18 protein-coding genes are annotated in these 23,066 nt (G+C 71.6%); 7 read left to right on the plus strand and 11 right to left on the minus strand.

Going from position 1 to position 23,066, the window contains the following annotated elements; genetic code table 11:
• Nucleotides 1–114 precede the first annotated feature (114 nt).
• A complete protein-coding gene (locus NCG93_RS15750) occupies nt 115–2,727 on the minus strand; it encodes a family 78 glycoside hydrolase catalytic domain (protein WP_194412711.1) in 2,613 nt (870 codons plus the stop codon).
• A gap of 144 nt (nt 2,728–2,871) precedes the next feature.
• Between NCG93_RS15750 and NCG93_RS15755 the strand changes: the two genes are divergently transcribed.
• The 4 genes from NCG93_RS15755 to NCG93_RS15770 all read left to right on the plus strand — a co-directional run bounded on the left by NCG93_RS15755 (nt 2,872) and on the right by NCG93_RS15770 (nt 8,611).
• Nucleotides 2,872–3,702: an NAD-dependent epimerase/dehydratase family protein gene (locus NCG93_RS15755; RefSeq protein WP_194412712.1), complete on the plus strand. Its 831-nt coding sequence runs from the start codon at nt 2,872–2,874 to the stop codon at nt 3,700–3,702.
• Between the two features lie 22 nt (nt 3,703–3,724).
• On the plus strand, nt 3,725–4,774 hold the full coding sequence (locus NCG93_RS15760; RefSeq protein WP_194412713.1) for a LacI family DNA-binding transcriptional regulator: 1,050 nt from the start codon (nt 3,725–3,727) through the stop codon (nt 4,772–4,774).
• Between the two features lie 144 nt (nt 4,775–4,918).
• Entirely contained in the window at nt 4,919–6,445 is a 1,527-nt protein-coding gene (locus tag NCG93_RS15765) for an apiosidase-like domain-containing protein (protein ID WP_194412714.1), read from the plus strand.
• A gap of 3 nt (nt 6,446–6,448) precedes the next feature.
• A complete protein-coding gene (locus NCG93_RS15770) occupies nt 6,449–8,611 on the plus strand; it encodes a beta-galactosidase (protein ID WP_194412715.1) in 2,163 nt (720 codons plus the stop codon).
• Nucleotides 8,612–8,626: 15 nt separating this feature from the next.
• Here the strand turns inward: NCG93_RS15770 and NCG93_RS15775 are convergent, their stop codons facing one another.
• Nucleotides 8,627–9,496, minus strand: coding sequence for a helix-turn-helix transcriptional regulator (locus NCG93_RS15775; RefSeq protein ID WP_194412716.1), 870 nt, complete (start codon nt 9,494–9,496; stop codon nt 8,627–8,629).
• 73 nt (nt 9,497–9,569) lie between these two features.
• On the opposite strand from NCG93_RS15775, the gene NCG93_RS15780 reads away from it, so the two are divergent.
• The 3 genes from NCG93_RS15780 to NCG93_RS15790 are packed head-to-tail and all read left to right on the plus strand — an operon-like array spanning nt 9,570 to nt 12,075.
• Nucleotides 9,570–9,767, plus strand: a complete 198-nt coding sequence (locus NCG93_RS15780; RefSeq protein ID WP_194412717.1) for a ferredoxin — start codon at nt 9,570–9,572, stop codon at nt 9,765–9,767.
• Nucleotides 9,764–10,894, plus strand: coding sequence for an NAD(P)/FAD-dependent oxidoreductase (locus NCG93_RS15785; protein WP_194412718.1), 1,131 nt, complete (start codon nt 9,764–9,766; stop codon nt 10,892–10,894). The genes NCG93_RS15780 and NCG93_RS15785 overlap by 4 nt, the downstream gene beginning before the upstream one ends.
• On the plus strand, nt 10,891–12,075 hold the full coding sequence (locus NCG93_RS15790; protein WP_194412719.1) for a cytochrome P450: 1,185 nt from the start codon (nt 10,891–10,893) through the stop codon (nt 12,073–12,075). Before NCG93_RS15785 ends, NCG93_RS15790 begins: the two co-directional genes overlap by 4 nt.
• Before the next feature lie 109 nt (nt 12,076–12,184).
• Here the strand turns inward: NCG93_RS15790 and NCG93_RS15795 are convergent, their stop codons facing one another.
• The 9 genes from NCG93_RS15795 to NCG93_RS15835 all read right to left on the minus strand — a co-directional run bounded on the left by NCG93_RS15795 (nt 12,185) and on the right by NCG93_RS15835 (nt 23,013).
• Nucleotides 12,185–13,924, minus strand: coding sequence for a D-apionate lactonase family protein (locus NCG93_RS15795; RefSeq protein ID WP_194412720.1), 1,740 nt, complete (start codon nt 13,922–13,924; stop codon nt 12,185–12,187).
• A 119-nt stretch (nt 13,925–14,043) separates the two neighbouring features.
• The gene (locus NCG93_RS15800; protein WP_194412721.1) at nt 14,044–14,796 is read right to left on the minus strand and encodes an SDR family NAD(P)-dependent oxidoreductase; all 753 of its coding nucleotides are present in this window, start codon (nt 14,794–14,796) and stop codon (nt 14,044–14,046) included.
• Between the two features lie 61 nt (nt 14,797–14,857).
• Complete coding sequence (locus NCG93_RS15805; protein ID WP_194412722.1) at nt 14,858–15,724, minus strand: phosphogluconate dehydrogenase C-terminal domain-containing protein; 867 nt, start codon at nt 15,722–15,724, stop codon at nt 14,858–14,860.
• A complete protein-coding gene (locus NCG93_RS15810) occupies nt 15,721–16,542 on the minus strand; it encodes a sugar phosphate isomerase/epimerase family protein (protein ID WP_194412723.1) in 822 nt (273 codons plus the stop codon). The genes NCG93_RS15805 and NCG93_RS15810 overlap by 4 nt, the downstream gene beginning before the upstream one ends.
• Nucleotides 16,539–17,543 carry a triose-phosphate isomerase family protein gene (locus tag NCG93_RS15815; RefSeq protein ID WP_194412724.1) on the minus strand — a complete coding sequence of 335 codons (1,005 nt, stop codon included), beginning with the start codon at nt 17,541–17,543 and terminating at the stop codon, nt 16,539–16,541. The genes NCG93_RS15810 and NCG93_RS15815 overlap by 4 nt, the downstream gene beginning before the upstream one ends.
• Nucleotides 17,543–18,028, minus strand: a complete 486-nt coding sequence (locus NCG93_RS15820; protein ID WP_194412725.1) for a ribose-5-phosphate isomerase — start codon at nt 18,026–18,028, stop codon at nt 17,543–17,545. Before NCG93_RS15820 ends, NCG93_RS15815 begins: the two co-directional genes overlap by 1 nt.
• Nucleotides 18,015–19,793: a dihydroxyacetone kinase family protein gene (locus NCG93_RS15825; protein WP_194412726.1), complete on the minus strand. Its 1,779-nt coding sequence runs from the start codon at nt 19,791–19,793 to the stop codon at nt 18,015–18,017. Before NCG93_RS15825 ends, NCG93_RS15820 begins: the two co-directional genes overlap by 14 nt.
• Complete coding sequence (locus tag NCG93_RS15830) at nt 19,790–21,241, minus strand: MFS transporter (protein WP_252787578.1); 1,452 nt, start codon at nt 21,239–21,241, stop codon at nt 19,790–19,792. Before NCG93_RS15830 ends, NCG93_RS15825 begins: the two co-directional genes overlap by 4 nt.
• Before the next feature lie 98 nt (nt 21,242–21,339).
• On the minus strand, nt 21,340–23,013 hold the full coding sequence (locus NCG93_RS15835) for a hypothetical protein (protein WP_206687289.1): 1,674 nt from the start codon (nt 23,011–23,013) through the stop codon (nt 21,340–21,342).
• Nucleotides 23,014–23,066: the final 53 nt, after the last annotated feature.

Raw genomic sequence — 23,066 nt, forward strand, 5'->3', positions numbered from 1 at the left:
AGAGGCAGCTAGCCGGACTGCGGCACGCATCGCGATGGTGGAGACGGATGCCGCAGGCCGCGGCATCCGTCATCTTCAGAGTCGTCGGGCTCGAACGTCGCCCGGCCGGTCACATCAGGCGGGTGCGCTGACCTCCACGGGGATCTCGATGAGACGGGTGTGGGTTCCGGGGCTCAGCGTCTCCTCCTCGGCGCCTTCGAGGTCGAGGACGGCCTCGGCGCCGACGGGCACGGTGACCTCGACGTGCAGCCGCCCGTCCGCGATGCGCCAGGAGATCGCCGCCTCGCCGTAGGCGGTCAGCTGGCGGGCCGAGGCGGATGTGAGTCCGCCACCGGGACGCGGGGCGAACCGGATGCGCCGATAGCCGGGGGCGTCGGGGGCGAGACCGGCGATGACGCGATGCATCCAGTCGGCGACGGCACCCAGCGCGTAGTGGTTGAAGGAGGTCATCTGCCCGGGGTTGACGGTGCCGTCGGGGAGCAGCGAGTCCCACCGCTCCCACACCGTGGTGGCCCCCTGTTCTACCTGATAGAGCCACGACGGGCACTCGCGTTCGAGGATGAGGTCGTACGCGGTCGAGACGTGGCCACCGGCGCTCAGCGCGTCGGAGACCAGCGGCGTCCCCACGAAGCCGGTGGCGATCCGGTTGCCCGCCTCGCGCACGAGGTCGGCGAGACGCGCGGCCGCGGCATCCCGTTTCTGCGGATCGGTGATGAGGTCGAACCGCAGGCCCAGGGCGTACGCGGTCTGCGCGTCGCTGGTCATGGTGCCGTCGTCGTTCACGTACGCGCCTTCGAAGGCCGCCACGACCTCGTCGGCGAGCGCGTCGTAGTGCGCCCGCTCGTCGCCGAGGCCCAGCACCTCCGCCATGCGCGCGACGGTGCGCGCCGACTTCGCGAAGTAGGCGGTTGAGACGAGGTAGCGGTCGGTGAGCGCGTCGGCCGGGTCGTCCGGCGGGGCGGCCGGGTCGAGCCAATCGCCCAGCTGGAAGCCCGTGTCCCACAGCCGAGAGGGGCCGGAGAGACGCTCGAGCAGATCGACCCAGCGGTGCGCGCTGTCGAACTGCGCGCGCAGCACGCCGGCGTCGCCGAAGCGCTCGTACAGCGTCCACGGCAGCAGGGTCGCGACGTCACCCCATGCGGCGCCGGGGCGCATCGGGGTCCACTTGTCGACCGCCGGGATCACCGGCACGTACCAGGGCACCGTGCCGTCGGGGAGCTGCTCGATCGCGACGTCGCGGAGCCAGCCCGAGAGCATGCCGGACACGTCGAAGAGTGTCGAGGCGGTCGGGCCGAAGACCTGGATGTCGCCGGTCCAGCCGATGCGCTCGTCGCGCTGCGGGCAGTCGGTGGGGATGTCGACGAAGTTGCCGCGCATGCCCCACACGACGTTCTCGTGCAGGCGGTTGAGGGCGGGGTCGGACGACTCGAACCATCCGGTGCGCTCGAGGTCGGTGTGGTACACCCTGGCCACGAGTGCGCCGGCGGCCGCATCGGCATCGAGGTCGCCGGGCCAGCCCGTCACCTCCACGTAGCGGAAGCCGTGGAAGGTGAACCGCGGCTCCCACTCCTCGACGTCGCGACCGGCGAGCGTGTAGTTGTCGGTCGAACGCGCGGCGCGGAGCGGTCGCGTGTAGATCTCGCCGTCCTGCATGACCTCGGCGGTGCGCAGCGTCACCGTCGCGCCGGCGTCCCCCGAGACGCGAATGCGCACGCGGCCGACGAGGTTCTGCCCGAAGTCGAGGATCCGCGAGCCGCTGGGGCCGGTGAGCACCTCGATCGGCCGCAGCTCCTCGGTCGCGCGCACCGGCGCCGCCGTCGGCGCGACGAGCGTGGCGGGGTCGCGGTGGCGCTCCTGCACCCCCTCCCAGCCGGAGTCGTCGAAGTCCGCCGTCGACCAGCCGGGCTGCTCCTCGCGTGCGTCGTAGTCCTCGCCGTCGTAGAGGCCGCTGTGCAGGATGGGGCTCGGGGCCGAGCGCCACGACACGTCGGTCGCCACGACCTCTCGACTGCCGTCGGCGTAGGTCAGCTCGAGCTGGCCGAGGAAGGACTGGTCGTACCCGTAGACGTTGCGGAAGCCGCCGCGCCAGCCGAGCCGCCCCCGGTACCAGCCGTCGCCGAGCCAGGCGCCGAGCGCGTTGGCCCCGGGGCGCACCAGGTCGGTGACGTCGTACGTGTAGTACCGCAAGCGCGTGCCGTATACGGTCCAGCCGGGCGAGAGCGTGTCGTCGCCGACGCGCTCGCCGTTGAGCTCGGCCTCGTAGACGCCGTGCGCGGTCGCGTAGAGGCGCGCGCGCACGATGTCGTCGCGCACGTCGAACGCGCGCCGCACGAGCGAGGGCCGGCGCTCGTCGGAGTGCGGGTTCTCGTTGCGCGTCGCTCCGATCGGCCGTGCGACCCAGTCGCCGGGCTCGAGCAGCCCCGCTTCGAGGACCGTGGGGACGGATGCCGCGGACCACGCGCCGTCCACACCCCGCACCGCGACGCGCACGGTGACGATCTCGCGCGAGTGCAGCGGTCCTGCCGGCCAGTCCACCAGCACCTGCTCGGGGGAGTCGACCACGTAGCTCGTGACGTCGCCGGCGCGATCGAGCTCGACGGAGTACGCGGCCTGCCGCCAGCCGGACGGCGCCGAGGCGACGCGCCACGAGAGCCGCGGCATCCGCTCGCCGATCCCGAGGGGTTCGCGGTGGTGTTCGATGCGGGGTGCGTCGACGATGACGGACATCCGTGGCCTCTCTCCGTGCGCCCGCTGACGAAGCTCGGCGGCGAGCAGAAACTGAAACGTTTCGGTTTGATGTGTACAGTGAGTGTGTCACTCAGTTCGAAACGTTTCAAGTCGAACGATGGATCAGGTACGGAGAGGTACGAGATGCGGATCGGCGTCACCGGCAGTGGAGGCAAACTCGGGCGGGCGACGGTCGAGCGGTTGCGCGCCGACGGCCACGACGTGATCGGGTTCGACCTCGCCGGAACGCCCGGACGGGGCTTCACCCGCGTCGACCTCACCGACTTCGGGCAGACGCTCGACGCGTTCCTCTCGGTGACCGCGCGCCACGACGGACTCGACGCCCTCGTGCACCTCGCGGCGATCCCCGTGAACGGGTTGGTGCCGGATGCCGCGACCTTCCACAACAACATTACGGTCTCTTTCAACGCGCTGTTCGCGGCGCATCGGGCAGGCATCCGCACGATCGTCCTCGCGTCGAGCATCACCGCGATGGGCTTCCCCTTCGAGGAGGCTCCGCCGTCGCTCCCCGTCGACGAGGCGTACACCAGCGCGAACAACACCTACGGGCTCGGCAAGGTCGCCGAGGAGGCGATCGCCGCCCAGCTCGTGCGGTGGCACCCCGAGACCTCGATCACCGCCTTGCGATTCACCAATGTGGTGGCCGCGGACGAGTACGCCACTTTCGAGCGCGCGGCAGAGCCGGACTACCGCCGCGACCTCGTCGGCTCCTGGATCGACGCGCGCGACGGGGGGCTGGCGGTGGCGGTGGCGCTCGCGGCGGCGCAGCCGGGCTTCGAGGTCTACAACGTGGCCGCGCCCGGATCGGGCAACACGCAGCCTTCCCGGGAGGTCGCGGCGCGCTGGTTCCCGGAGACCCCCGTCGCCGATGATCTCGGCGAGTTCGAGTCGCTCATGTCGACGCGCAAGATCCGCGAGCGGCTCGGCTTCGTCGCCGAGCACGACTGGCGCTGACGTGTCGCGACAGGGGATGGGGATGGGCCAGCGGCCGGGCATCCGGCAGGTCGCCGCGCGTGCCGGTGTGGCCGTCGGCACGGTCTCGGCGTACCTCAACCATCCCGATCGCGTCTCCGCCGAGCGGGCGGGGCGCATCGCGGAGGCGATCGACGAGCTGGGGTTCGTCCCCAGCAGTGCCGGACGACAGCTGCGGCTCGGGGTGAGCAGCCTGATCGGCTACCTGTCGCCCGATGTGAGCAATCCGCACTTCAGCGAGATCGCGCAGGAGGTCGAGTACCGCGCCGAGCGACTCGGCATGACCGTGTTCTTCGCGCACTCCCACGGCGACCGCGAGCGCGAGGACGCGTATCTCGAGGCGTTCGAGCAGCGGCAGGTGCGCGGGCTGCTGGTGTCGTCGTTCGAGCCGATCGAGACCCGGCTGGCTGCGATGCGCGAGCGGGGCACGCCGTCGGTGGTCGTCGGCCGCCGTGCGGGCGACGAGAGTCAGCCGTCGGTGTCGATCGACGACGTCTCGGGCGGGCGCCAGGCAGCCGAGCACCTCATCGAGAACGGATGCCGCCGCCTCGCGTTCGTCGGCGGCCCGTTGCCGGTGCAGCAGGTGACCGACCGGCTGGCCGGCGTGCGGCAGGCGACGGATGCGCATCCGGATGTGGGTGACCCCGAGGTGATCGAGGTAGCCGAGCGGTCGATCGCGGCCGGCCGTGCGGTGGGCGCGGCTCTGGCCGACCGCCCCGCCACCGACCGTCCCGACGGCGTGTTCGCCGCCAACGACGTGCTGGCTCTCGGCGTGCTGCAGGCGCTCGTCGCACGCGGCGTCTCGGTGCCTGGCGAGGTCGCCCTCGTCGGTTACGACGACAACGAGTTCGCCGAGGCATCCCTCATCCCGCTGACCAGCGTCCGTGCCCGCCACGGCGACATCGGTGCCGCGGCCGTCGACATCCTCTTCGAGGCGATCGAACGCGGGACCGGTGCCCTCGCAGAGCCAGCACCAGCGCTGCCAGAACGGACCGCTCAGCGCGTCTTCGCCCCCGAGTTGATCGTGCGCGAGAGCTCGCGCCGCCGCCCATGAAGCCACCCCCTTCCGTCCGTCCGTCGTATAGGCGCGTTGCAAGCGCGACCGCTACATATACGACGGACGGATCCAGGGGGACGGGGGGAGAGACCCACATGACAGCGAACGACCTTGACCGACACGACATCGAAGGAGAAACCCGTGTCCCCTGAGCTTCGTGCTCCCCGATCCGAGCTCTACCGGCCGATCGAGCTCACCTTCGAGGGAGCAGATCGCATCCCCGCAGACCGCGCACCCCTTACGCTGCGGGCCCGGCAGACGGAATCGGGTGCCGAACGGGTCGTCCCCGGATTCTGGGACGGCGGCACCACCTACCGGGTCCGGTTCGCGCCCGACCGCGAGGGGGAGTGGTCGTGGACGAGCGAGAGCACGGATGCCGCGCTCGCAGGGCGATCCGGCACCTTCGAGGTGGCGCGCGGCGCCGATCACGGGCCGGTCCGCGTCGCGCACCGATTCCACTTCGCGCACGCCGACGGCACGCCGTTCCGCCCGGTCGGGGCGACTGCGTACAACTGGCTTCACCAGGAGGAGCCGCTCTTCTCGTCCACCGTGGATGCGATCGCCGAGGCCGGCTTCAACAAGTTCCGGTTCATGGTCTTCCCGCAGGGCGGTGGATACATCGAGCACGTCCCGACGCTGATGCCGTTCGAGAAGACCGACGGCCGCTGGGACGTGACCCGGCCCGTGCCCGCGTTCTTCCAGCGCCTCGATCGGGCCGTCGAGCTGCTCGGCGAGCGCGGCATCCAGGCCGACGTGCTGATCTACAACGCCTACGACCGCGGCCAGTTCGGCCTGAACGAGCTCACCGAGGAGGAGGATGCGGTCTACCTCCGCTACCTCGTGGCGCGACTGGCGGCGTATCCGCACGTGTGGTGGTCGCTCTGCAACGAGTTCGATCAGCTCGAGCGCCCCGCCGAGCGCTGGGATCGGACCGGTGCGCTGCTGGCCGCGATCGATCCGTATGACCACCTGCGATCCATCCACAACTGGATCGAGCTGTACGACAACAACCAGCCGTGGGTGACCCATGCGTCCCTTCAGAACGGCTCGGCCACTACGCACTTCGGCCGCGCCAACCTCTACCGCGACGTGTACGGCAAGCCGGTCGTCCTCGACGAGATCAAGTACGAGGGAGACATCCCCGACCGGTGGGGCCACCTCAGCGCCGAGGAGCTGGTGCACCAGTTCTGGGTCACGACGGTGGCCGGGTGCTACGCCTCGCACGGCGAGAGCTTCGTGACGGAGTCGGGAAGCCTCCACATGGTCGAGGGCGGCCCGCTGCGGGGTGAGTCGCCGGCTCGGCTGGCGTTCCTCCGCCGCGTCCTCGAAGAGGTGGACGGCGCGGGGCTCGATCCCATCGACAAGTGGGACGATCCCGCCTATGTCGCCGGCATCCCGCGGCAGTTGTACGTGCAGTACCTCGGCCTGTCGGCACCGGCGACGTGGGACTTCCGGCTGCCGATCGGGTTTCCGGGCGAGCGGCCGCAGCCGGGCGACACATTCGAGGTCGACATCATCGACACGTGGAACATGACGGTCACGCCCGTCGGCCGGCGCTTCGCGCTCGACGACGTCCAGCGCAACGACGCCTACGATCGGGCCTCGGCGCCGATCGAGCTGCCCGCCGGCGAGGCGCTCGCGCTTCGCATCACCCGCGTGGCGGGCTGACCTGTGGCCGGCTGGCACGAACGAGGGGCGGCCGATGAGGGCCGGGCCGCGGCATCCGATCGCCTGAAAGCCTGGCGGGGCGGCCCGCGGCTGGGGACGGCGTACTACAACGAGTACCTGCCCGATCCGTCGCGACTCGAGACCGACCTGCGACTGATGACGGATGCCGGGATCACGTGCATCCGCGTCGGCGAATCGGTCTGGTCCACCTGGGAGCCGCGCGACGGCGAGTTCGACCTCGAGTGGCTGACGCCCGTGCTCGATGCGGCGCATGCGCACCGCATCGACGTGATCCTCGGCACTCCCACCTACGCCGTGCCGCCGTGGCTCGCGCGTGCGCACCCCGAGCTCGCGGTCGTCCGCAAGGACGGCACCAGCGTGCCGTGGGGCGGCCGGCAGGAGGTGGACTACACGTCCGAGCTGTTCCGGGGCTACGCCGAGCGGGTCATCCGCGCCGTCGTCGGCCGGCATGGCCGGCATCCGGCGGTCGTCGGCGTGCAGCTCGACAACGAGGCCGGACTGCACATCATCCACAACGAGCACGTCGTGGCGCGATTCCGCGACTGGGTCGCCGACCGCTACGGCGATGTCGACACGCTCAACCGCGCGTGGGGCCTGACGTACTGGTCGCACCGCATCTCGGAGTGGGACGAGCTCTGGGCGCCGGCGGGCAACACGACCCCCGCGTACGACCTCGCGTGGCGGCGGTTCCAGGCCGAGCTGACCGCCGACTTCATCGGATGGCAGGCCGACCTCGTCCGTCCGCTCGTGGCCGACGACACATTCCTCACCACCTGCATCGCCTACCAGCGGCCCGCGATGGACGACGTCGCCGTCGGCGCGCGACTGGACATCGCCAGCGGCAACGCCTATTACCTCGCCCAGGACGCGCTCGACCTCGAACGCGAGGGCGCGGGCGGGCGGTGGTACGCCGACGACGTGCCGCAGCTCGTGCTCATGGCCGACCGCATGAGGGCGACCCGACAGGGCCCGTTCCTCGTCACGGAGACCGGGGCCGCGTCCATCGGGCCGGCGTCGCTCACGCGCCCGCCGTACGACGGGCAGCTCGCCCAGGCGGCGTGGCTGCTCGTCGCTCGCGGAGCCCGGCTCGTGTCGTACTGGCACTGGCACACGCTGCACTCGGGCGCCGAGGTCCACTGGGGCGGCATCCTCGGTCACGACCTCGAGCCGGGGCGCATCCATGCCGAGATCGCCGGGATCGGCCGGCAGTTCGCGGCGGCGGCGCCCTGGCTCGCGGATGCCGAGCCCGACGCCGACGTCGGTCTCGTGTATGCGCACGACAGCGAGTGGATGATGTCGTTCGAGCCGCCGCTTCCCGGCGCGGCCGGCGTGGGCGATCGCGGCTCGTATGCGCGGATCGTGGGCGCCTTCGGCCGTGCGGCGATCGACGCCGGGCTGCAGGTGGACTTCGTCAACGACCGGCAGCTGCCCGACGCAGGCGAGCTCGTGCGGCGCTACCCGGTGCTCGTCGTCCCGGGGCTCATCGCGGCATCCGATCCGACGCTCGAGAAGCTCGTCGAGTACGCCCGTCGGGGTGGGCGGCTCGTGATCGGTCCGCGCACCGGCTACGGCGACGACGAGGGCCGCATGCGGGCCGTGCGGGCGCCGGCCATCGTGGGGCCGGCGGCCGGCGTCGGCTACCGGGAGTTCGCGGCGCTCGCCGAGCCGGTCGAGGTCGTGCGCGACGGCGTCGTCGTCGGCCAGGCGGCGGGCTGGATCGACGGGCTCGAGGTCGACGGTGCGGAGGTGCTGCTCCGGTATCGGCATCCGCTGTTCGGGCGATGGGCGGCCGTGGCGCGCCACGACGTGGGTGCGGGCTCGATCACGACGGTCGGCACGCTGCTCGACCGGGCGACGCTGGCCGACGTGATGACGGGTGCCGCCGGCCCGGCGTCGCTCGCGAGCCCGCTGTCGGAGCGCGTGGCGACGGTGACCGCCCACTCGCTCGCAGGCCCACAGGGCCGGGGCTGGGTGGTGCACAACTGGTCGCCGGAACCCCGAACCGTGTCGCTCGCCAGGGACGTGGCATCCGTCCTCGACGACGCCGTGCACCGGGCGGGCACAGAGGTCGAGCTCGCGTCCTGGGATGTGCGGGTCTGGCGAGAGGCATCGTCGGTCGCCGCGACGAACGCGCGCGCGGTGTGAACGCTCGCGAGGAGGTCACGGCCCCCGGCGATACTCGCGGGGGGCGACGCCGAGCAGGCGCTTGAACGTCCGGCCGAAATGGGAGAGGTCGCGGAAGCCCGCGATGACGCCGATGTCGGCGATGCTGCGATCGGTCGTGCGCAGGAGGGTGGCCGCGTAGCCGATCCGAAGACGCGCGACGTATTCCGAGATCGTCTCACCGGTCGAGGCCGCGAAGGCGCGGGAGAGGTAGGTGCGCTCCAGGTGCACCCGCGCCGCCAGGTCGGCGAGGCTCTGATTCTCGGTGAAGGAGCGATCCAGATGCGCGCGCACCTCGTCGACGGCGACGTCGGTGCGGCTCCGGGTGCCGCGGGCCGGCAGGAACCCGTGCGCCGAGATCGCGCGCGCGCATTCGACCAGCAGCGCCCGTCGCAGGGCGGCGACGCTGTCGCCCGTGCCCGGCCCGGGGTGGAGGGTCTCGCGTTCCAGCAGCTCGAGCAGTGCGCGCGTCGCCGCCACGTCGTCGATCGCGACCTGGGGCAGCCGCACGCGGGGTGCATCGCCGATAGGCAGGAGGGCCGCGAGGGCGCGGTCCAGCGGCTGCGCCAGCGTCGGGATCGGATGCGCGTCGACGTCGAGATAGAGGTTCACGACCTCGAGCGCATCGCCGTCGGTGACGAGCCCGTGGCGCTCTCCGGTGCGGGTGACCGCGAACGACGGGCCGGTGATCGCGTACTCGGTCTCGTCGAGGACGTGGCGTCCGGTGCCCCGCAGCACGAAGGTGAGCAGCACCACGTCCACCCCGTGGAGGTCGAGCGTGGGACTCACGAAGTCCGTGAACCTCTCTGCCGCGACGCCGTGCTGCTCGAGGGTGGCGTGGCGTCCCCGGACGCGGGCGTCAGGCACGGTCGTCAACATCGTCCGACATGACGTCAACATACACGTGGAATCTGCTGCGGAATCGGCGGATATTGCTCTCATGACGATCTTCGCCGACACCACCGCCTGTGTGGGCGCGGGCCAATGCGCGCTCGTGGCGGGCACGCTCTTCGACCAGGACGATGACGGCATCGTCGTCGTGCTCGACCGAGACCCGACCGCCGAAGACGAGATCGCCGCAGCTGTGCGGGCGGCATCCCTCTGCCCCGCACGGGCGATCCGCGTGGGGGACCGATGACGCACGTTCTGATCGTGGGCGCCTCGCTCGCGGGGCTGACGACCGCCGAGAGCTTGCGTGCGCAGGGTTTCGACGGGCGCATCACGCTCCTCGGCGCCGAACGCCACTCACCATACAGTCGCCCGGTCCTGTCGAAGCAGGTCCTGTCCGGAGAGTGGGAAGCCGCTCCCATCCGCGGCCGGGCCGAGCTCACCGGGCTCGGCGTGACGTTCCGCTTCGGGCGCCGGGCGACCGGGCTCGACCTGCGGCGACGCGAAGTGGTGGTCGGTCACGAACGCCTCGCCTACGACGAGCTGGTGATCGCCACAGGCGCCGTGGCGCGGCATCCGTTCCCGGCGTCGCAGACCCTCCGGACGATCGAGGACGCGCACCGCCTGCGCGGGCGAATCGCGCGTGCCGACCGGATCGCGATCATCGGCGCGGGCGTGCTGGGCAGCGAGGTGGCCTCTGCCGCGCGCGCCGCGGGATGCGCGGTGACGCTGATCGCCCGCGGCGAGGGAGTGTCGGTGGGCACTCTCGGCCTGCGGCTCTCAGCGCGCGTCGCCGGCCTGCTGCGCGAGAACGGCGTCGAGCTGCGCACCCGGGCGCGGGTCGTCGGGGTGGATGCCTCAGGCGTGCACCTCGCCGACGGCGCCACCGTCGACGCGTCGGTCGTTGTGAGCGCCGTCGGCTGCACCCCTGCCGTCGGCTGGCTGCGCGGCTCCGGCCTCGAGATCGCCGACGGAGTGGTGTGCGACGCGAACGGCCGCGCAGCTGACGGGATCCACGCGGTCGGGGACGTCGCGGCGTGGACGGATCCGGCAGACGGCCGCCCACGACGAGTCGAGCACCAGCAGACGGCGATCCTGCAGGCACAGGCCGTGGCCCGTGCCGTGGCGACCGGTGCGGCATGCCCGCCCATCGAGCCGTTCTTCTGGACGACGCTGTTCGGCACGCGCATCCTCGTTCACGGCACCGTGCATCCCGACGCCGAGCTGCAGGTGATCGCGGGCGACGATGACGGCGACCGCTTCGTCCTGGCCGCGCGGCGGGAGGGGCGCGTGGAGGCGCTCGTCGGGTGGAACATGGCGCGCGAGTTCCGTATGGCCCGGGCAGATCTCCTCCGCGCCGAAGGGAGTCTCGTATGACCGGATGCCCGTACCACGAGCGTCGCCTGCCCACCGACGGCACGCCTCTCGCGCCCTCGCCGGCGCTGGCGACCTGGCGCGACGAAGCGCCCGCGACACCGCTGCGCTACCCCGATGGGCCTGACGGGCTCATCGTCACCCGGCATACGCTCGCACGCGACGTGCTGTCGGATCCGAGGTTCACCGTCGCCGTCCACCGGTTCCCTCAGCCGCAGGAGGCGACGGATCTCGACGACCTCGACGAGGCCGGGCGCGTCGCGCTCGCCGCTTCGAACCTGCTCGCGCTCGACGGCGAGCAGCACCTGCGCATGCGGAGGGCGATCATCTCGCAGTTCTCGATGCGAGCGGTGCGGGCGCGCGAGGACGCGGTCGCCGGCATCGTGACGTCGCAGCTCGCCGAGTTCCTCGCCCGCGACCAGCCCGCAGACCTGTTCGCGCACTACGCGACGCCCATCTCGATGCGCACGCACTGCCTCGTCCTGGGCGTGCCCGATGCGCTCGCACCGCGGTTCGGCGAGCTCTTCGTGACGGGGACGTCGACGACCCAGCAGAAGTTCGACTACATCCGCGACCTCCTCGCCGAGAGAGAAGGCGTACCCGGTGACGACGTGATCACCCACCTGCTGCAGGGCGAATGGACGCGCGCCGAGGTCGAGGGCATCCTGCTGGTCCTGATGACCTCCGGCCGCGATTCGGTGGCCTACCTCATCTCGACGGCGATGGTGGCGCTGCTCACGCACCCCGACCAGCTCGCCGTCCTCCACGACGATCCCGCGGCCATCCCGGGAGCGATCGAGGAGTTCATGCGGGTGGGCGCGATGTTCGTGACCCTGTTCCCTCGGACGGCACGGGAGGATCTCGAGCTGCGCGGCGTCGCCATCGCCGCGGGCACGACCGTCGCCGTGTCTCCCGTCGCCGCGAATCACGACGAGCGGCAATACGACGATCCCGACAGATTCGACGTCACCCGCGACGCCTTCGGTCATCTCGGCTTCGGGCACGGGCCGCATGGCTGCGTCGGCCAGCAGCTGGCGCGGCTCGAGATCCGCGAGGCGATCGCGCGACTGCTCGCCGCGGCTCCCGGCATCCGTCTCGTGCATGCCGACCAGCTCTCTCCGCTGCCGTTCGCGCATCCCGTCGCGACCTACGAGGCCGGCGCCGTCGAGGTCGCGTGGCGCTGAGCTCTTCCTCATGATTCACGTGCGCTGAACGACCGCCGATCGCGCAGGTCTCCATACCTTCAGTGCACCTGAGCGGGGATGAACGGCGGCGCAGGGTGAGGGCGGCGAGTCACAGCGGCAGGAACGACCCGGCCGGCACGTCGGCGGTGCGGGTCTCGCCACCCGGGAGAGTCACCTCGACCTGACGTGGACGGACGTCGAGGTTGGCCACGAGGACGGCGTCGCCGCCGGGGGTGCGGGCACCGAGCGCCCAGACGAGGCCGTCGGGTGAATCGCCGCGGAGGCCCACCGCGCCGGCCATTCCGGCCAGCGAGGTGACGGCGTCGAGCACGGGACGCGCCGATCCGTCCGCACTCCGCACGCCGCGCGACCCCCATTCCTCGAAGTACGCGAGCGTGGCGACGCCGGGCACGGCGAGGGCGGCAGCACTGGCGACCGTCCAGGCGGCGAGCTCGGGCGCGCCGATGCGGACGTCGACCGTGTCGAGCAGCGCCGAGCCGTAGCCGTCGCGCAGGTCGTCGTGCGCAGGCATCGGCGGGGGAGTCGTCGCCACATCGTTGAAGTGCGGACGCAGCGAGATCGGCCCGATGTGCACCGGAAGGCCGGCGGCGATCCTGGTCGCCTGCGTGGCGACCAGGCGCTGCATCGGCAGCGACTCGACCAGCTGGGCCGTGCTGAGACTGTGGAACAGCGGCGTGCTGCTGAACACGATGCCGTCGAGCCCGCGCGGCAGGCGATGGTGCTCGCGGTTGAGTTCGGTGAAATGCGAGCGCACGCCGCCGACGACTTCCGCTTCGACGCCCGCCTCGGTCAGCGCGTGCCGCAGCAGGCCGATGGCCTCGAGATCGGACACGTGCCTCGCCGCACCGGTCGGCCAGAACGCCGTGACGCGCGCGATCGCGAGACCGCGCAGGGCGTGCACGGCATGGTCGATCGCGGCGGGGTCCTCATCGGCCAGCACGAAGCGCACATCGAGAGGGCGAGCGGATGCCGCAGCCCGCGCCAGCGCGGCGCGCCAGTTCCGCGTGGCGAGGTCGAGCTCGACGAGGACGGCGGCGGGCCACGGACCCTCGGCGACCGCGGTGCTCAGCGCGGGATCGGGCGCGGTCGCCGCGGACACGGCGATCGCGGGGAGCGGTGAGCCTTCCTCGAGCCGGATGCGGGCCACGGGGTCCGCGGGGACAGAGGCCGGCGTTCCCGACACGGCGATGTCGATCGACTGCACGACCCGCTCACCGGCGGCGAGCGTGTACGGGAAGGGCAGCGCGAGCGGGCGGCTGTACGTCTTGTACGAGGCATCCGTCCAGTTGCGCTGGTCCTCCATCTCGAAGACGTCGCCGGTGAAGCGCACGTCGACGTCGAGGCCGTCGTGCGTCCACGTCAGCCCCGCGATGTCGAGCGCCGGCTGGTGCGGGCTGATGTCGACGGGGAAGCGGGATGCCGCGACCGAGCCGTCGGGGTGGCGCACCCGGAGCGCCGACCCGGCGAGGCGGGGCGGGTGCAGCACGACGAGCCCGGTGCGGTTGGTCGCGAACTCCGACGCCGACTCGAGGTCGGTGAGCACCCGCAGCCGCCCGGGGCCGCGCACCTCCGCGCGGACGATCCCGCGCAGCTCCGAGCCCAGGCCCGTCGAGTGCACGTGCAGGGTCAGCGCGAGGCCGGACTCGGCGACGCGGTCGACCACGAGGCCCGCGGTGTCCCAATTGCGGTCGCGCACCACGGCGCGCACCGACCGCAGCACCATGCGACCGTCGTGGGCGATGTCGGCGAGCTCGTCGTCGCGCAGCTCGAGCGACCACGCTCCGCTCCGCCACACCGTCGCGGGCGCGCCGCTCCACACGTCGCTCATGCTCTCCATCCTCGCCCCCTCCCACCCGGTTCGTCCGTCGCATACGCACAGGAATCCGCCCCCGGGCGTACATGTAACGGATGAACCGGGAGGGGAGAGCGATCAGCAGGGGGCATGAGTCAGATCGTCATGCCGCCGTCGACGGCGAACAGCGCACCGGTCGCGAAGGCCGAGTCGTCGCTCGCGAGGAACACCATGATGCCCTCGACGTCGGCCGGCGCTCCGGCGCGGCCCATCGGGATGCGGCCGATGATCGCCGCACGCGCCTCCGGGTCGCTCGTGATGGTGGTGACCAGCGACGTCTCGGTATACGCCGGGACGACGGTGTTGACCCGGATGCCGCGATCGGCGTAGGCCGCGGCGACGGTGCGTCCGAGACCGTGGATCCCCGCCTTGGACGCGCTGTACGCCGTGAAGTCCCGGCCCTCGCCGTTGATGCCGGTCGGGCTGCCCGTGAGGATGATCGAGCCGCCGCCGGACTCCAGCATGGACCGCACCGCGTGCTTGGCCGTGAGGAACGTGCCCGTCAGATTGACGTCGATCGTGCGCTTCCACACGTCGAGGTCGAGGTCGGCGACGGCCGCGTCCCTGCCGAACAGCTGCACGCCGGCGTTGGCGACGACGACGTCGGGCGCCCAGCCCTCGGCGCCGAGCAGCCCGAAGGCGGCTTCGACGGACGCCTCGTCGGAGATGTCCATCACCGCCGCCCGGGCGGACGGGCCGATGGCATCCGCGGTCTCGCTCGCAGCCGCGGCGTCCCGGTCGGCGATGATGACGCGGGCGCCCTCTCGCGCGAACCGTTCGGCGACGGCGCGGCCGATGCCGGTGCCCGAACCGGTGACGAGCGCGGTCTTTCCCTGAAGTCGTGACACGGATTCTCCTTGGTCTTCGATCTCGTGGTCAGCGCTCGATACTCGCTCAGCGCGAGAGCGCTCAGCGTTCGATACTGTCCAGGTGCAGCATCCGCGCGAGGTTCTTGTCGAGCTCGTCGTCGCGGAAGATCTTCTTCCAGTCCTCCTTGATGATGCTCTCGCGGCCGTAGTCCATCGCGATGAGGCAGGCGTCCGAGAACGGGTTGTCGCCGCGCAGGCCGTTGGCGAGGGCGACCTGCGTGTGGCCGTACAGGATGCTGCGGGCCGCCGCTTCCGGAACGCCCATGGTGTTCACGGCCTCCTGCAGGGCCTCGTTGAGCAGGGCGCCGATCATGCACGCGACGGTCTCGACGAGGGTCGGCTCGAGCTGCGCGAGCTGCTTGATCGTGACCCAGTGGACGTCGATCACGGGCGCGTAGATGGCGCGGACGGTCGCCTCGACGATCGCCTGCTTCTCCGGGTCGTCGGACTCGATCGCGGCGATCGCGTCCTGCGGCGCCGCGATGCCGCCGAAGGTGTCGGCCCACTCCTCGGGCGTCTGGCGCTGCAGGAAGATCGACGGGTGGCAGGGGTGCGCCACGGCCTGGATGACGTCCTCGCGGGTGGTCAGCAGTCCGGCATAGGCCGCCGCGGGGTCGAGGGTCAGCACGATCGCGCCGGCCTTCAGCTGCGGCACGAGATCGGCGGTGACCGGCCCGAGCGCGAGGTCGGGCACGGCGAGCACGACGATGTCGGCATCGGCGACGGCGGTGGCGGCATCCGTCAGCTCACGGCCCGCGTCGATCGTGCGCTGCTGGCCCGCGGGAGAGTTCTCGACGTAGGCGACCTGGTGGGCCGTCCTGACGAGGTTGTCGGACACGCGCATGCCCATCTTGCCGCCGGCGCCGACGACGGCGATCTTGTACGTCTCAGTGGAGGTGGTGCTCATGTCGTGCTCCTCAGATATTCGATGGTTCGGCGGGTCCATTCCCGCTCGGTGCGGACGGTGGTCTCGGGGTCTGCCTGCCAGGACAGCCAGTGCTCGACGATCTCGTTGACCTCGCGTTCGCCGGCTCCGATCTCGCGGGGCCGGACGGTGTCGAGCAGGTGGGGGTAGTCGTGCAGGCCTTCGCCCATCGGCGCGCCGCCGTAGGTGAAGCCGACCCAGCCGGCCTGGCGGGCGAAGGCGAAGTCCTTGACGTGCACGTTCTTCACGTGCGCCGCCGTGGCCTCGACGCAGTCGCGCGGGAGTTCGAGGCGGGCGACGACGTTCGCCGGGTCGAGGCAGATGCCGAGACGCGGGCTGTCGATGCGCTCGATGAGGCCGACGAGATCGGCGGTCGCGACCTGCTCGTACGTCTCGAGGGCGAGATCCACTCCGGATGCCTCGTACGCCGGCAGTGCCGCGCGCAGCCATTCCTCGGCCTGGGCGAGAGTGGGCCGGGTGTCGGGCGAGTACAGCATGCTGCGCACCAGCCGGGCCTCGAAGACGCCGGCGAGATCGAGGAAGCGGGCGAGCCGGTCGGGCTCGATCCCCTTCGTGCCGAGCTCGACGGCGATGCCGAGGTCGCGGGCGGCGGCCGCGGCATCCGTGAGCTCGGCGTCGCTCATCGCCTCGAGCGGCGCGTAATCGCAGATCTGGAACAGGTCCACGCCGAGTGCCCGGGTCGCCTCGAAGGCCCCGACGAGCGACAGCGACCCGCCGAGCCGAGCCGGCACGCGGTCGGAATGCTGCCAGAAGAAGGCGTAGGTGCCGAGGCCGATCATGCTGTCGTCCGCCCGCCGCTCGGGGGAGACGCTTCGTCTCGCTGGCGCTCGCTCAGCGACCGCGCTTCGTCTCGCTGGCGCTCGCTCAGCGACCGGGAGTCGGGTGCGGATGCCTGATCCGGTCCCTGAGCGAGGGAGCGCGAGCGACCGAGACGAAGGGCGGCCAACGCCGCTGCCTCGTCCAGCACGGCGACCAGGGCGTCGGGGTCGTGGGCGAAGCGGCCGAGGAACAGTCCGTCGGCGCTGTCGGCCAGGCGTGTCAGCAGCCCCGGCCCGGCCGAGCCTCCATAGATGACGACGCTGCCGGCACGGTCCGGGTCGGAGTCGACCGCACCGCGGAGGGCGCGAGTCACGGCGGCGATGTGCTCGTCGGGAGCGGGCTCGGCCGCGCCGATGGCCCACACCGGCTCATAGGCGACGATGATCGCGCCGGCGGGAACGTGCGCCAGGTTGGCCGCGAGCTGCGCGACGTTCGCGAGCGCGGCGGCAGAGCTGCCCAGCCGCTCGGACTCGCCGATGCAGAGCACCGGCGTGATGCCGTGCGCGAGCGCCGCGGCGGCCTTGGCTGCGGTGATCCCGTCGGTCTCGTCGAACAGGCGGCGGCGTTCGGCGTGCCCGATCTCGGCGACCGCGACGCCGACCTCGGCCAGCTCGGCGGCGGTGACCTCGCCGGTGTAGGCGCCCGGCTGGAACTCCGAGACGTCCTGCGCGCCGACCAGCACCCGGGTGCCGGCGAAGGCGTCGAGCGCGGCCGGGATCTGCAGGTAGGTCGGGATGACGAACAGCCGCACGTCGCCGGCGGCCACGGCGGGGTGCGCGGCCGCGCGCGTCGCCACCTCGGCGAACCAGGCGCGCGCCCGCTCGTGCCCGAAGTACGTCTTCAGGCTCACCCCGACAGTGACCGGCGGGTGCACGAACTCCGCAGAGTCGCGCGATTCGGGCAGACTCCGCGCGGAATCCTGCGAGATCGGCGCGTTCCTGCGGAGTTCGTGCTCGCTCATCAGCAGGAGCCCGTGGTCTCGAACTCGTCGATGACGGCCACCTTCTCGGCCGAGGCCGACGACGTGTCGAAGCGGTAGGTCAGCCACTCGCGCACGAGCCGCCGGGCGAGTTCGATGCCGACGACGCGCTGGCCCATCGTGAGCACCTGGGCGTTGTTCGACAGGACGCCGCGCTCGACCGAGTACGCGTCGTGGGCGGTGACGGCGCGGATGCCGGGCACCTTGTTCGCCGCGATCGCGACCCCGAGGCCGGTGCCGCAGATCAGGAGCGCACGGTCGGCGGTGCCGGCCGCGACCTGCTGGGCCGCCTCGATGGCGACGCGCGGGTACGGGGTGTGGCCGTCGGCGTCCACGCCGACATCGATGATGGAAGCGACGCCGGCGTTCTGCTCGAGGTCCTTCTTGAGGATCTCCTTGTAGTCGAAGCCGGCGTCGTCGGCGCCGATCACGATGCGCAGGGGCTGGACGGTCTCAGGCTGTGCCATGAGCGTTCTCCTTCGTTGAGGTCTCGGCCGCCGCAGTGTCGGCGGCGCCGGTGGCGAGTGTTTCTCCGATGGCGGTGACGATCAGCGCCAGCGAGACCGCGCCGGGATCGGGCGTGCCCACGCTGTTCTGGCCGTGGGTGCGTGCGCGGCCCATGCGGGGCAGGAGGTCGGCGGTCGCGGCGGCGGCCCGGGTCGCGGCATCCGCAGCACTCCGCCACGCGTCGGTGAGACTCGCGCCCGCGTCGACGGCCTGGGTCAGCGTCGAGGTGAAGGGCACCAGCGCGTCCACGAGCGTCTTGTCGCCGACCTCGGCCTTGCCGTAGTCGGTGACGCCGCGTGATCCGGCCGCGACGCCGGCTGCGACCGCCGAAGCCTCGGGCCGGCCCTCGTCGCCCAGCTTCGCGGCGATCGCGTGCAAGATCACACCCCACAGCGCACCCGAGGTGCCGCCTGCCTTGTCGGCCCACGCGTCGGCAGCCCGTGTGAGCGTGGTGCGAGCGCCGGCGCCGGCAGCCACCACCGTCTCGGCGGCGGCCAGTGCGGCGTGCGAACCGCGCTGCATGCCGATGCCGTGGTCGCCGTCGCCGGCGATCGCGTCGAGCCGGCCGAGCTCATCGACGTGGGCGTCGACGGTCTCGGCGATCGTGCGCACCGCGGCCAGCACGGTCGCGGCGACGGCACGGGATGCCTCGTCGCCGGGCTCGATGACGTCGGCGACGTCCGCCGCGGCGGCCGTATCCGACCGCTCCTGCGGGGCGACCGATCCGCGCCGGTAGGCCGGGGTGTCCACGGGGGACTCCCACAGCGACGCCAGCGCGTCATCGAGCCAGAAGAGCGTCAGCGACGTGCCGGCCATGTCGAAACTCGTGCAGTACTCGCCGACGTGCGGGTCGACGATCTCGATCCCGGCATCCGTCAGCAGCTGGGCGATGCGCCGGTAGACGACGAACATCTCCTCGTACTTCAGCGAGCCGAGGCCGTTGAGGAGGGGGACGACGCGGGCCCCCCGGACCGCGTCGACCCCCTCCGGCACCTCCGCGAGGAGCTTCTCGACGAGCAGTTCCGCGAGTCCGTCGGCCGTGGGGATGCCCGTCTCGTCGATGCCCGGCTCGCCGTGGATGCCGAGGCCGATCGCCATCCGGCCCTCGGGAACCGTGAACAGGGGATGATCGGCGCCGGGCAGCGTGCAGCCGGTGAACGCGACGCCGAACGACCGCGTGCGCTCGTTCGCGTGCTGCGCGAGCCGCGTCACCTCGGCGAGATCGGCGCCTGCCGCCGCGGCCGCTCCGGCGATGCGGAACACCGTGAGGTCGCCGGCGATGCCGCGGCGCTTGTGCTTCTCGTCGGCCGTCGCGCTGAAGATGTCGTCGGTCACGGTGACGGTCTCGCACGCGACGCCTTCGGCGCGCAGGCGCTCCTCGGCCGCGTCGAAGTTGAGCACGTCGCCGGCGTAGTTGCCGTACGTGAAGAACACGCCACCGCCGTTGTCGGCGGCCTTCGCCACCGCGTGCACCTGCTGCGTCGAGGGCGATGCGAAGAGGTTGCCCATCGCCGCGCCGTGCGCGAGCCCCGGTCCGACCAGCCCGCCGAAGGCCGGGTAGTGGCCCGAGCCACCGCCGATCACGACGGCGACCTGTCCCGCGGGCGAGGTCGTCGACCGCACGACCCCACCGGGGACGCGGCGCACGTAGCGCCCGTTCGCGGCGACGAAGCCGTCGATCATCTCGTCGGCGAAGTCGGCCGGCTCGTTCCACAGTCGCGTCATCGCGCGTCGCCCTCCGGGTCGGCGGCGGCACGCAAGGTCTCCGCGTCGACGGCGGCCGCGCCGGTCGCCGTCGCGTCGGTCCCTGCGGCGCCGGTCGCGCTCTGCGTCTCCTCGACGGTGACCGGGTTGATGCGGTTGCTGCGGGCCAGCAGCACCATGAGCACCGCCGACACCAGCATGACGAAGCCGACGATGAACATCGGCACTTCGTAGCCGCCCGTCCAGTCGTGCACGGCGCCGGTGACGAACGGCGCGGAGAAGCCCGCCAGGTTGCCGATCGTGTTGATGAGCGCGACGCCGGCCGCCGCGGCCGCCCCCGTGAGGAAGCGGGTGGGCAGCGTCCAGAAGTTCGGCAGGGCGGCGAAGATCGCGCACGCCGTGATCGTGATGACGGCGATGGTCGCCGCGGGCGAGCCGGCGAACAGCGCGAGCGGGATGCTGATCGCACCGGCGATCGCAGGACCCGCGATGTGCCAGGTCTTGAGGCCCCGCTTGGATGCGTCGCGCGACCAGAAGTACATGACGATCGCGGCCGGCAGGTACGGGATCGCGGTGATGAGGCCCTTCTGCAGCGTGTCGAAGGTCTGGCCCGTCTGCGACTGGAAGCCCTCGATGATCGTCGGCAGGAAGAACGCGAGCGCGTAGAGGCCGTAGATGAAGCCGAAGTAGATGAACGAGAGCACCCACACACGCCCGCTCTTGAACGCGAAGCGGGCCGAGACGTGGCCGTGCTCTTTCTTCCGGGTCGCCGACGTCTCCTTCTGCAGGGCATCGGTGAGCCAGACCTGCTCGTCGCGCGTCAGCCATTTCGCGTCAGTCGGCTTGTCCTTGAGGTAGAACCAGGCGATGACGCCGACCACGATGGCGGGGATCGCCACACCGAGGAACATGAACCGCCAGCCCTCGAGCCCGAAGGCCCCGTGCTGCTGGATGAGCCAGCCGGCGAGCGGGGCGCCGATGACTGTCGTGAGCGGCTGCGCCAGGTAGAAGAGCATGAGGATGCGGCCGCGGTACTGCGCGGGCACCCACAGGCTGAGGAAGAGGATCGCACCGGGGAAGAAGCCTGCCTCGGCCACGCCGAGCAGGAAGCGCAGCACGACGAGCTGCTCGAAGTTCTGCACCCACGTGAACAGCAGCGCGACGATGCCCCAGCTGACCATGATGCGCGAGAGCCAGCGCCGGGCGCCGAACCGGTGCAGCGCCAGGTTCGAGGGCACCTCCAGCAGGATGTAGCCGATGAAGAAGACACCGGACGCGAACCCGAACTGGGCGGCGCTGAGCGCGAGGTCCTCGTTCATGCCGTTGGGGGCGGCGAAGCCGATCGCGGTGCGGTCGAGGTAGTTGATGAAGAACATCAGCGCCACGAACGGCACGAGGCGTGTCGACACCTTGCGGATCGCGGAGCGCGCGACGGGCGGCGCGTCGGCGACGGTCTGATTCTGGTCCACGGTGACTCCTGCTCATCGACGGTGATCGAGGTGGGTTACCGGACCCATTGTGGCAAACCGGTTGACCAATTGCAAGAAGGAATGTCGGATGCCGCGCCTCAGCCGATCCGTCGGCGCGCGGCGTCCGCGATCTCGAAGTCGAGCGTCTCGCCCCCCGTGCCTGCCGCACGGATCCGCACTTCGTGATCGCCGAAGCGCTGGCTCCAGACGTCCGGGGGGCCGGCGTGGGCCGCGATCGCCTCCTGCGCACCGTCGTCGTCGAAGCCGTCATAGACCACCCAGCTCCCGAGTCCGACGGATTCGCTCACCCCGTGGTCCGCGGGGCAGAGCCAGGAGGCGATGAGCACCGTCGCGCCCGCGTGCGCCCGGGCGCGCAGCGCGCCGATCGTGGCCTGCGGCAGCCTGCTGCCGGCGACGACGATGAGTCCGGCATCCGTCAACTGATCCGCGCGCACGTGCTCGTCGAACACGAGAACGCTGCGCGTCGCCTGGAAGAGCCCGTGCAGGTGCGTCTGCGCGGTCGCTCCCGCCTCGAGCGGGAAGCGCGATCGTTCGACCGCGTTCAGCTGATGGCGGGGGAAGTCGTAGCCCGGGATGTGCAGGCAGCTGCCGTGATCGGGGAGCTGGCCGTGACTGAGCGCGTGCCAGGCGGCGAAGACGCTGCGGGACGTGGCGGGTGCCGTCGCTCCGCGGTTGCCGAACGGCCGGTGGCCCCGCCCGAAGTCGCTGTCGTCGGCGTGCACGAGCGCGATGTCGGCGCGGGCGTCGCGGTGGCTCCACCGGAGCGGATGCCGCGGCACGAAGTCGTGCACGAACTCCTGCCACACCTCGCCGTGGGCGGTGCGCTCGAAGGCGCCACCGCCGCGATGGCGCACCAGCGCGTCGATGTTCTCGACGAACAGCCGGGTGGGTGCGAACAGGTAGGCGAGCCGCAGGGCGGCGGCGAATTCGGCGGGGGAGTGACCGGGAAAGCCCGGGGCCCGCGTCAGCCACGGGCCGATGTCCGGACCCCACAGGTCGGCGCAGATCCAGAGTTCGCGGTCGTACTGCCGCGCCGCGCCGAGTGCGGTCCCCAACTGCAGCGGCTGGAAGGACTCCTTCATCACCTTGGGCGCCGGAGTCATCCCGGCCCGCGCGAGCGCGTGGAACATCACCGGGAAGACCTGCTCGGCGAGCACGGGTACCGCGGCGGCCCCCGAATCGGCGACGGCGTCGTCGACACCCTGCACGATGCCCCGGACCGTGGCGTCGATCACGGCGACCGCGTCCTCGGCGCCGAGCCCGTCGGTCTGCCCGAAGTGGGGCAGGTGGGCGTCCGTGCGGTACTGGTCGGCGTGGATCTGGAGGTGCTCGGGCTCGTCGTAGAGCACGCCGGCGAGACGGCCGGAGGCCGCGGCATCCCGAACCAGCTCCGTCGGCACGTCGTAGCGGTTGGTGCCGTCGACATACGGGCCGTTGATGTTGCCGTATTCGTTGCCCAGCACGACGTCGATCCCGGCATCGTCGAGGTCGCGCAGCAGCGCGACGTGATCCGACACGGTCGGCACGACGTGGTGCACGTAGAAGTCAGCACCGAGCTCGCGCAGCGCCTTCACGAACTCGGCGGGGGTGGGTGCGGCATCCTGGGAGGGGATCGGGATGCCGGTTCCGGTGCGCATGATCGTGTCCGATGCCTCGCCCGACCACGGGTCCTGGAAGGCGATCACCGGCCCTTGGATGCCGAGTGACGGCCGGGGCGCCGGGGCGTGGACGAGAGGGTGGGGCGCTGGCACGCGAAGCTCCTCGAGGTGGGTGGGACGGGGACCGTGCTGACGAGGGGATGCGG

Origin of the sequence: Microbacterium yannicii, from assembly GCF_024055635.1 — a bacterium.
Lineage (GTDB): Bacteria > Actinomycetota > Actinomycetes > Actinomycetales > Microbacteriaceae > Microbacterium > Microbacterium yannicii.

Coding starts and splice junctions, on each gene's coding strand:
- NCG93_RS15750 (WP_194412711.1), bottom strand. CDS start 2,727: ATGTCCGTCATCGTCGACGCACCCCGCATCGAACACCACCGCGAACCC.
- NCG93_RS15755 (WP_194412712.1), top strand. CDS start 2,872: ATGCGGATCGGCGTCACCGGCAGTGGAGGCAAACTCGGGCGGGCGACG.
- NCG93_RS15760 (WP_194412713.1), top strand. CDS start 3,725: ATGGGCCAGCGGCCGGGCATCCGGCAGGTCGCCGCGCGTGCCGGTGTG.
- NCG93_RS15780 (WP_194412717.1), top strand. CDS start 9,570: ATGACGATCTTCGCCGACACCACCGCCTGTGTGGGCGCGGGCCAATGC.
- NCG93_RS15785 (WP_194412718.1), top strand. CDS start 9,764: ATGACGCACGTTCTGATCGTGGGCGCCTCGCTCGCGGGGCTGACGACC.
- NCG93_RS15790 (WP_194412719.1), top strand. CDS start 10,891: ATGACCGGATGCCCGTACCACGAGCGTCGCCTGCCCACCGACGGCACG.
- NCG93_RS15795 (WP_194412720.1), bottom strand. CDS start 13,924: ATGAGCGACGTGTGGAGCGGCGCGCCCGCGACGGTGTGGCGGAGCGGA.
- NCG93_RS15805 (WP_194412722.1), bottom strand. CDS start 15,724: ATGAGCACCACCTCCACTGAGACGTACAAGATCGCCGTCGTCGGCGCC.
- NCG93_RS15810 (WP_194412723.1), bottom strand. CDS start 16,542: ATGATCGGCCTCGGCACCTACGCCTTCTTCTGGCAGCATTCCGACCGC.
- NCG93_RS15815 (WP_194412724.1), bottom strand. CDS start 17,543: ATGAGCGAGCACGAACTCCGCAGGAACGCGCCGATCTCGCAGGATTCC.
- NCG93_RS15820 (WP_194412725.1), bottom strand. CDS start 18,028: ATGGCACAGCCTGAGACCGTCCAGCCCCTGCGCATCGTGATCGGCGCC.
- NCG93_RS15825 (WP_194412726.1), bottom strand. CDS start 19,793: ATGACGCGACTGTGGAACGAGCCGGCCGACTTCGCCGACGAGATGATC.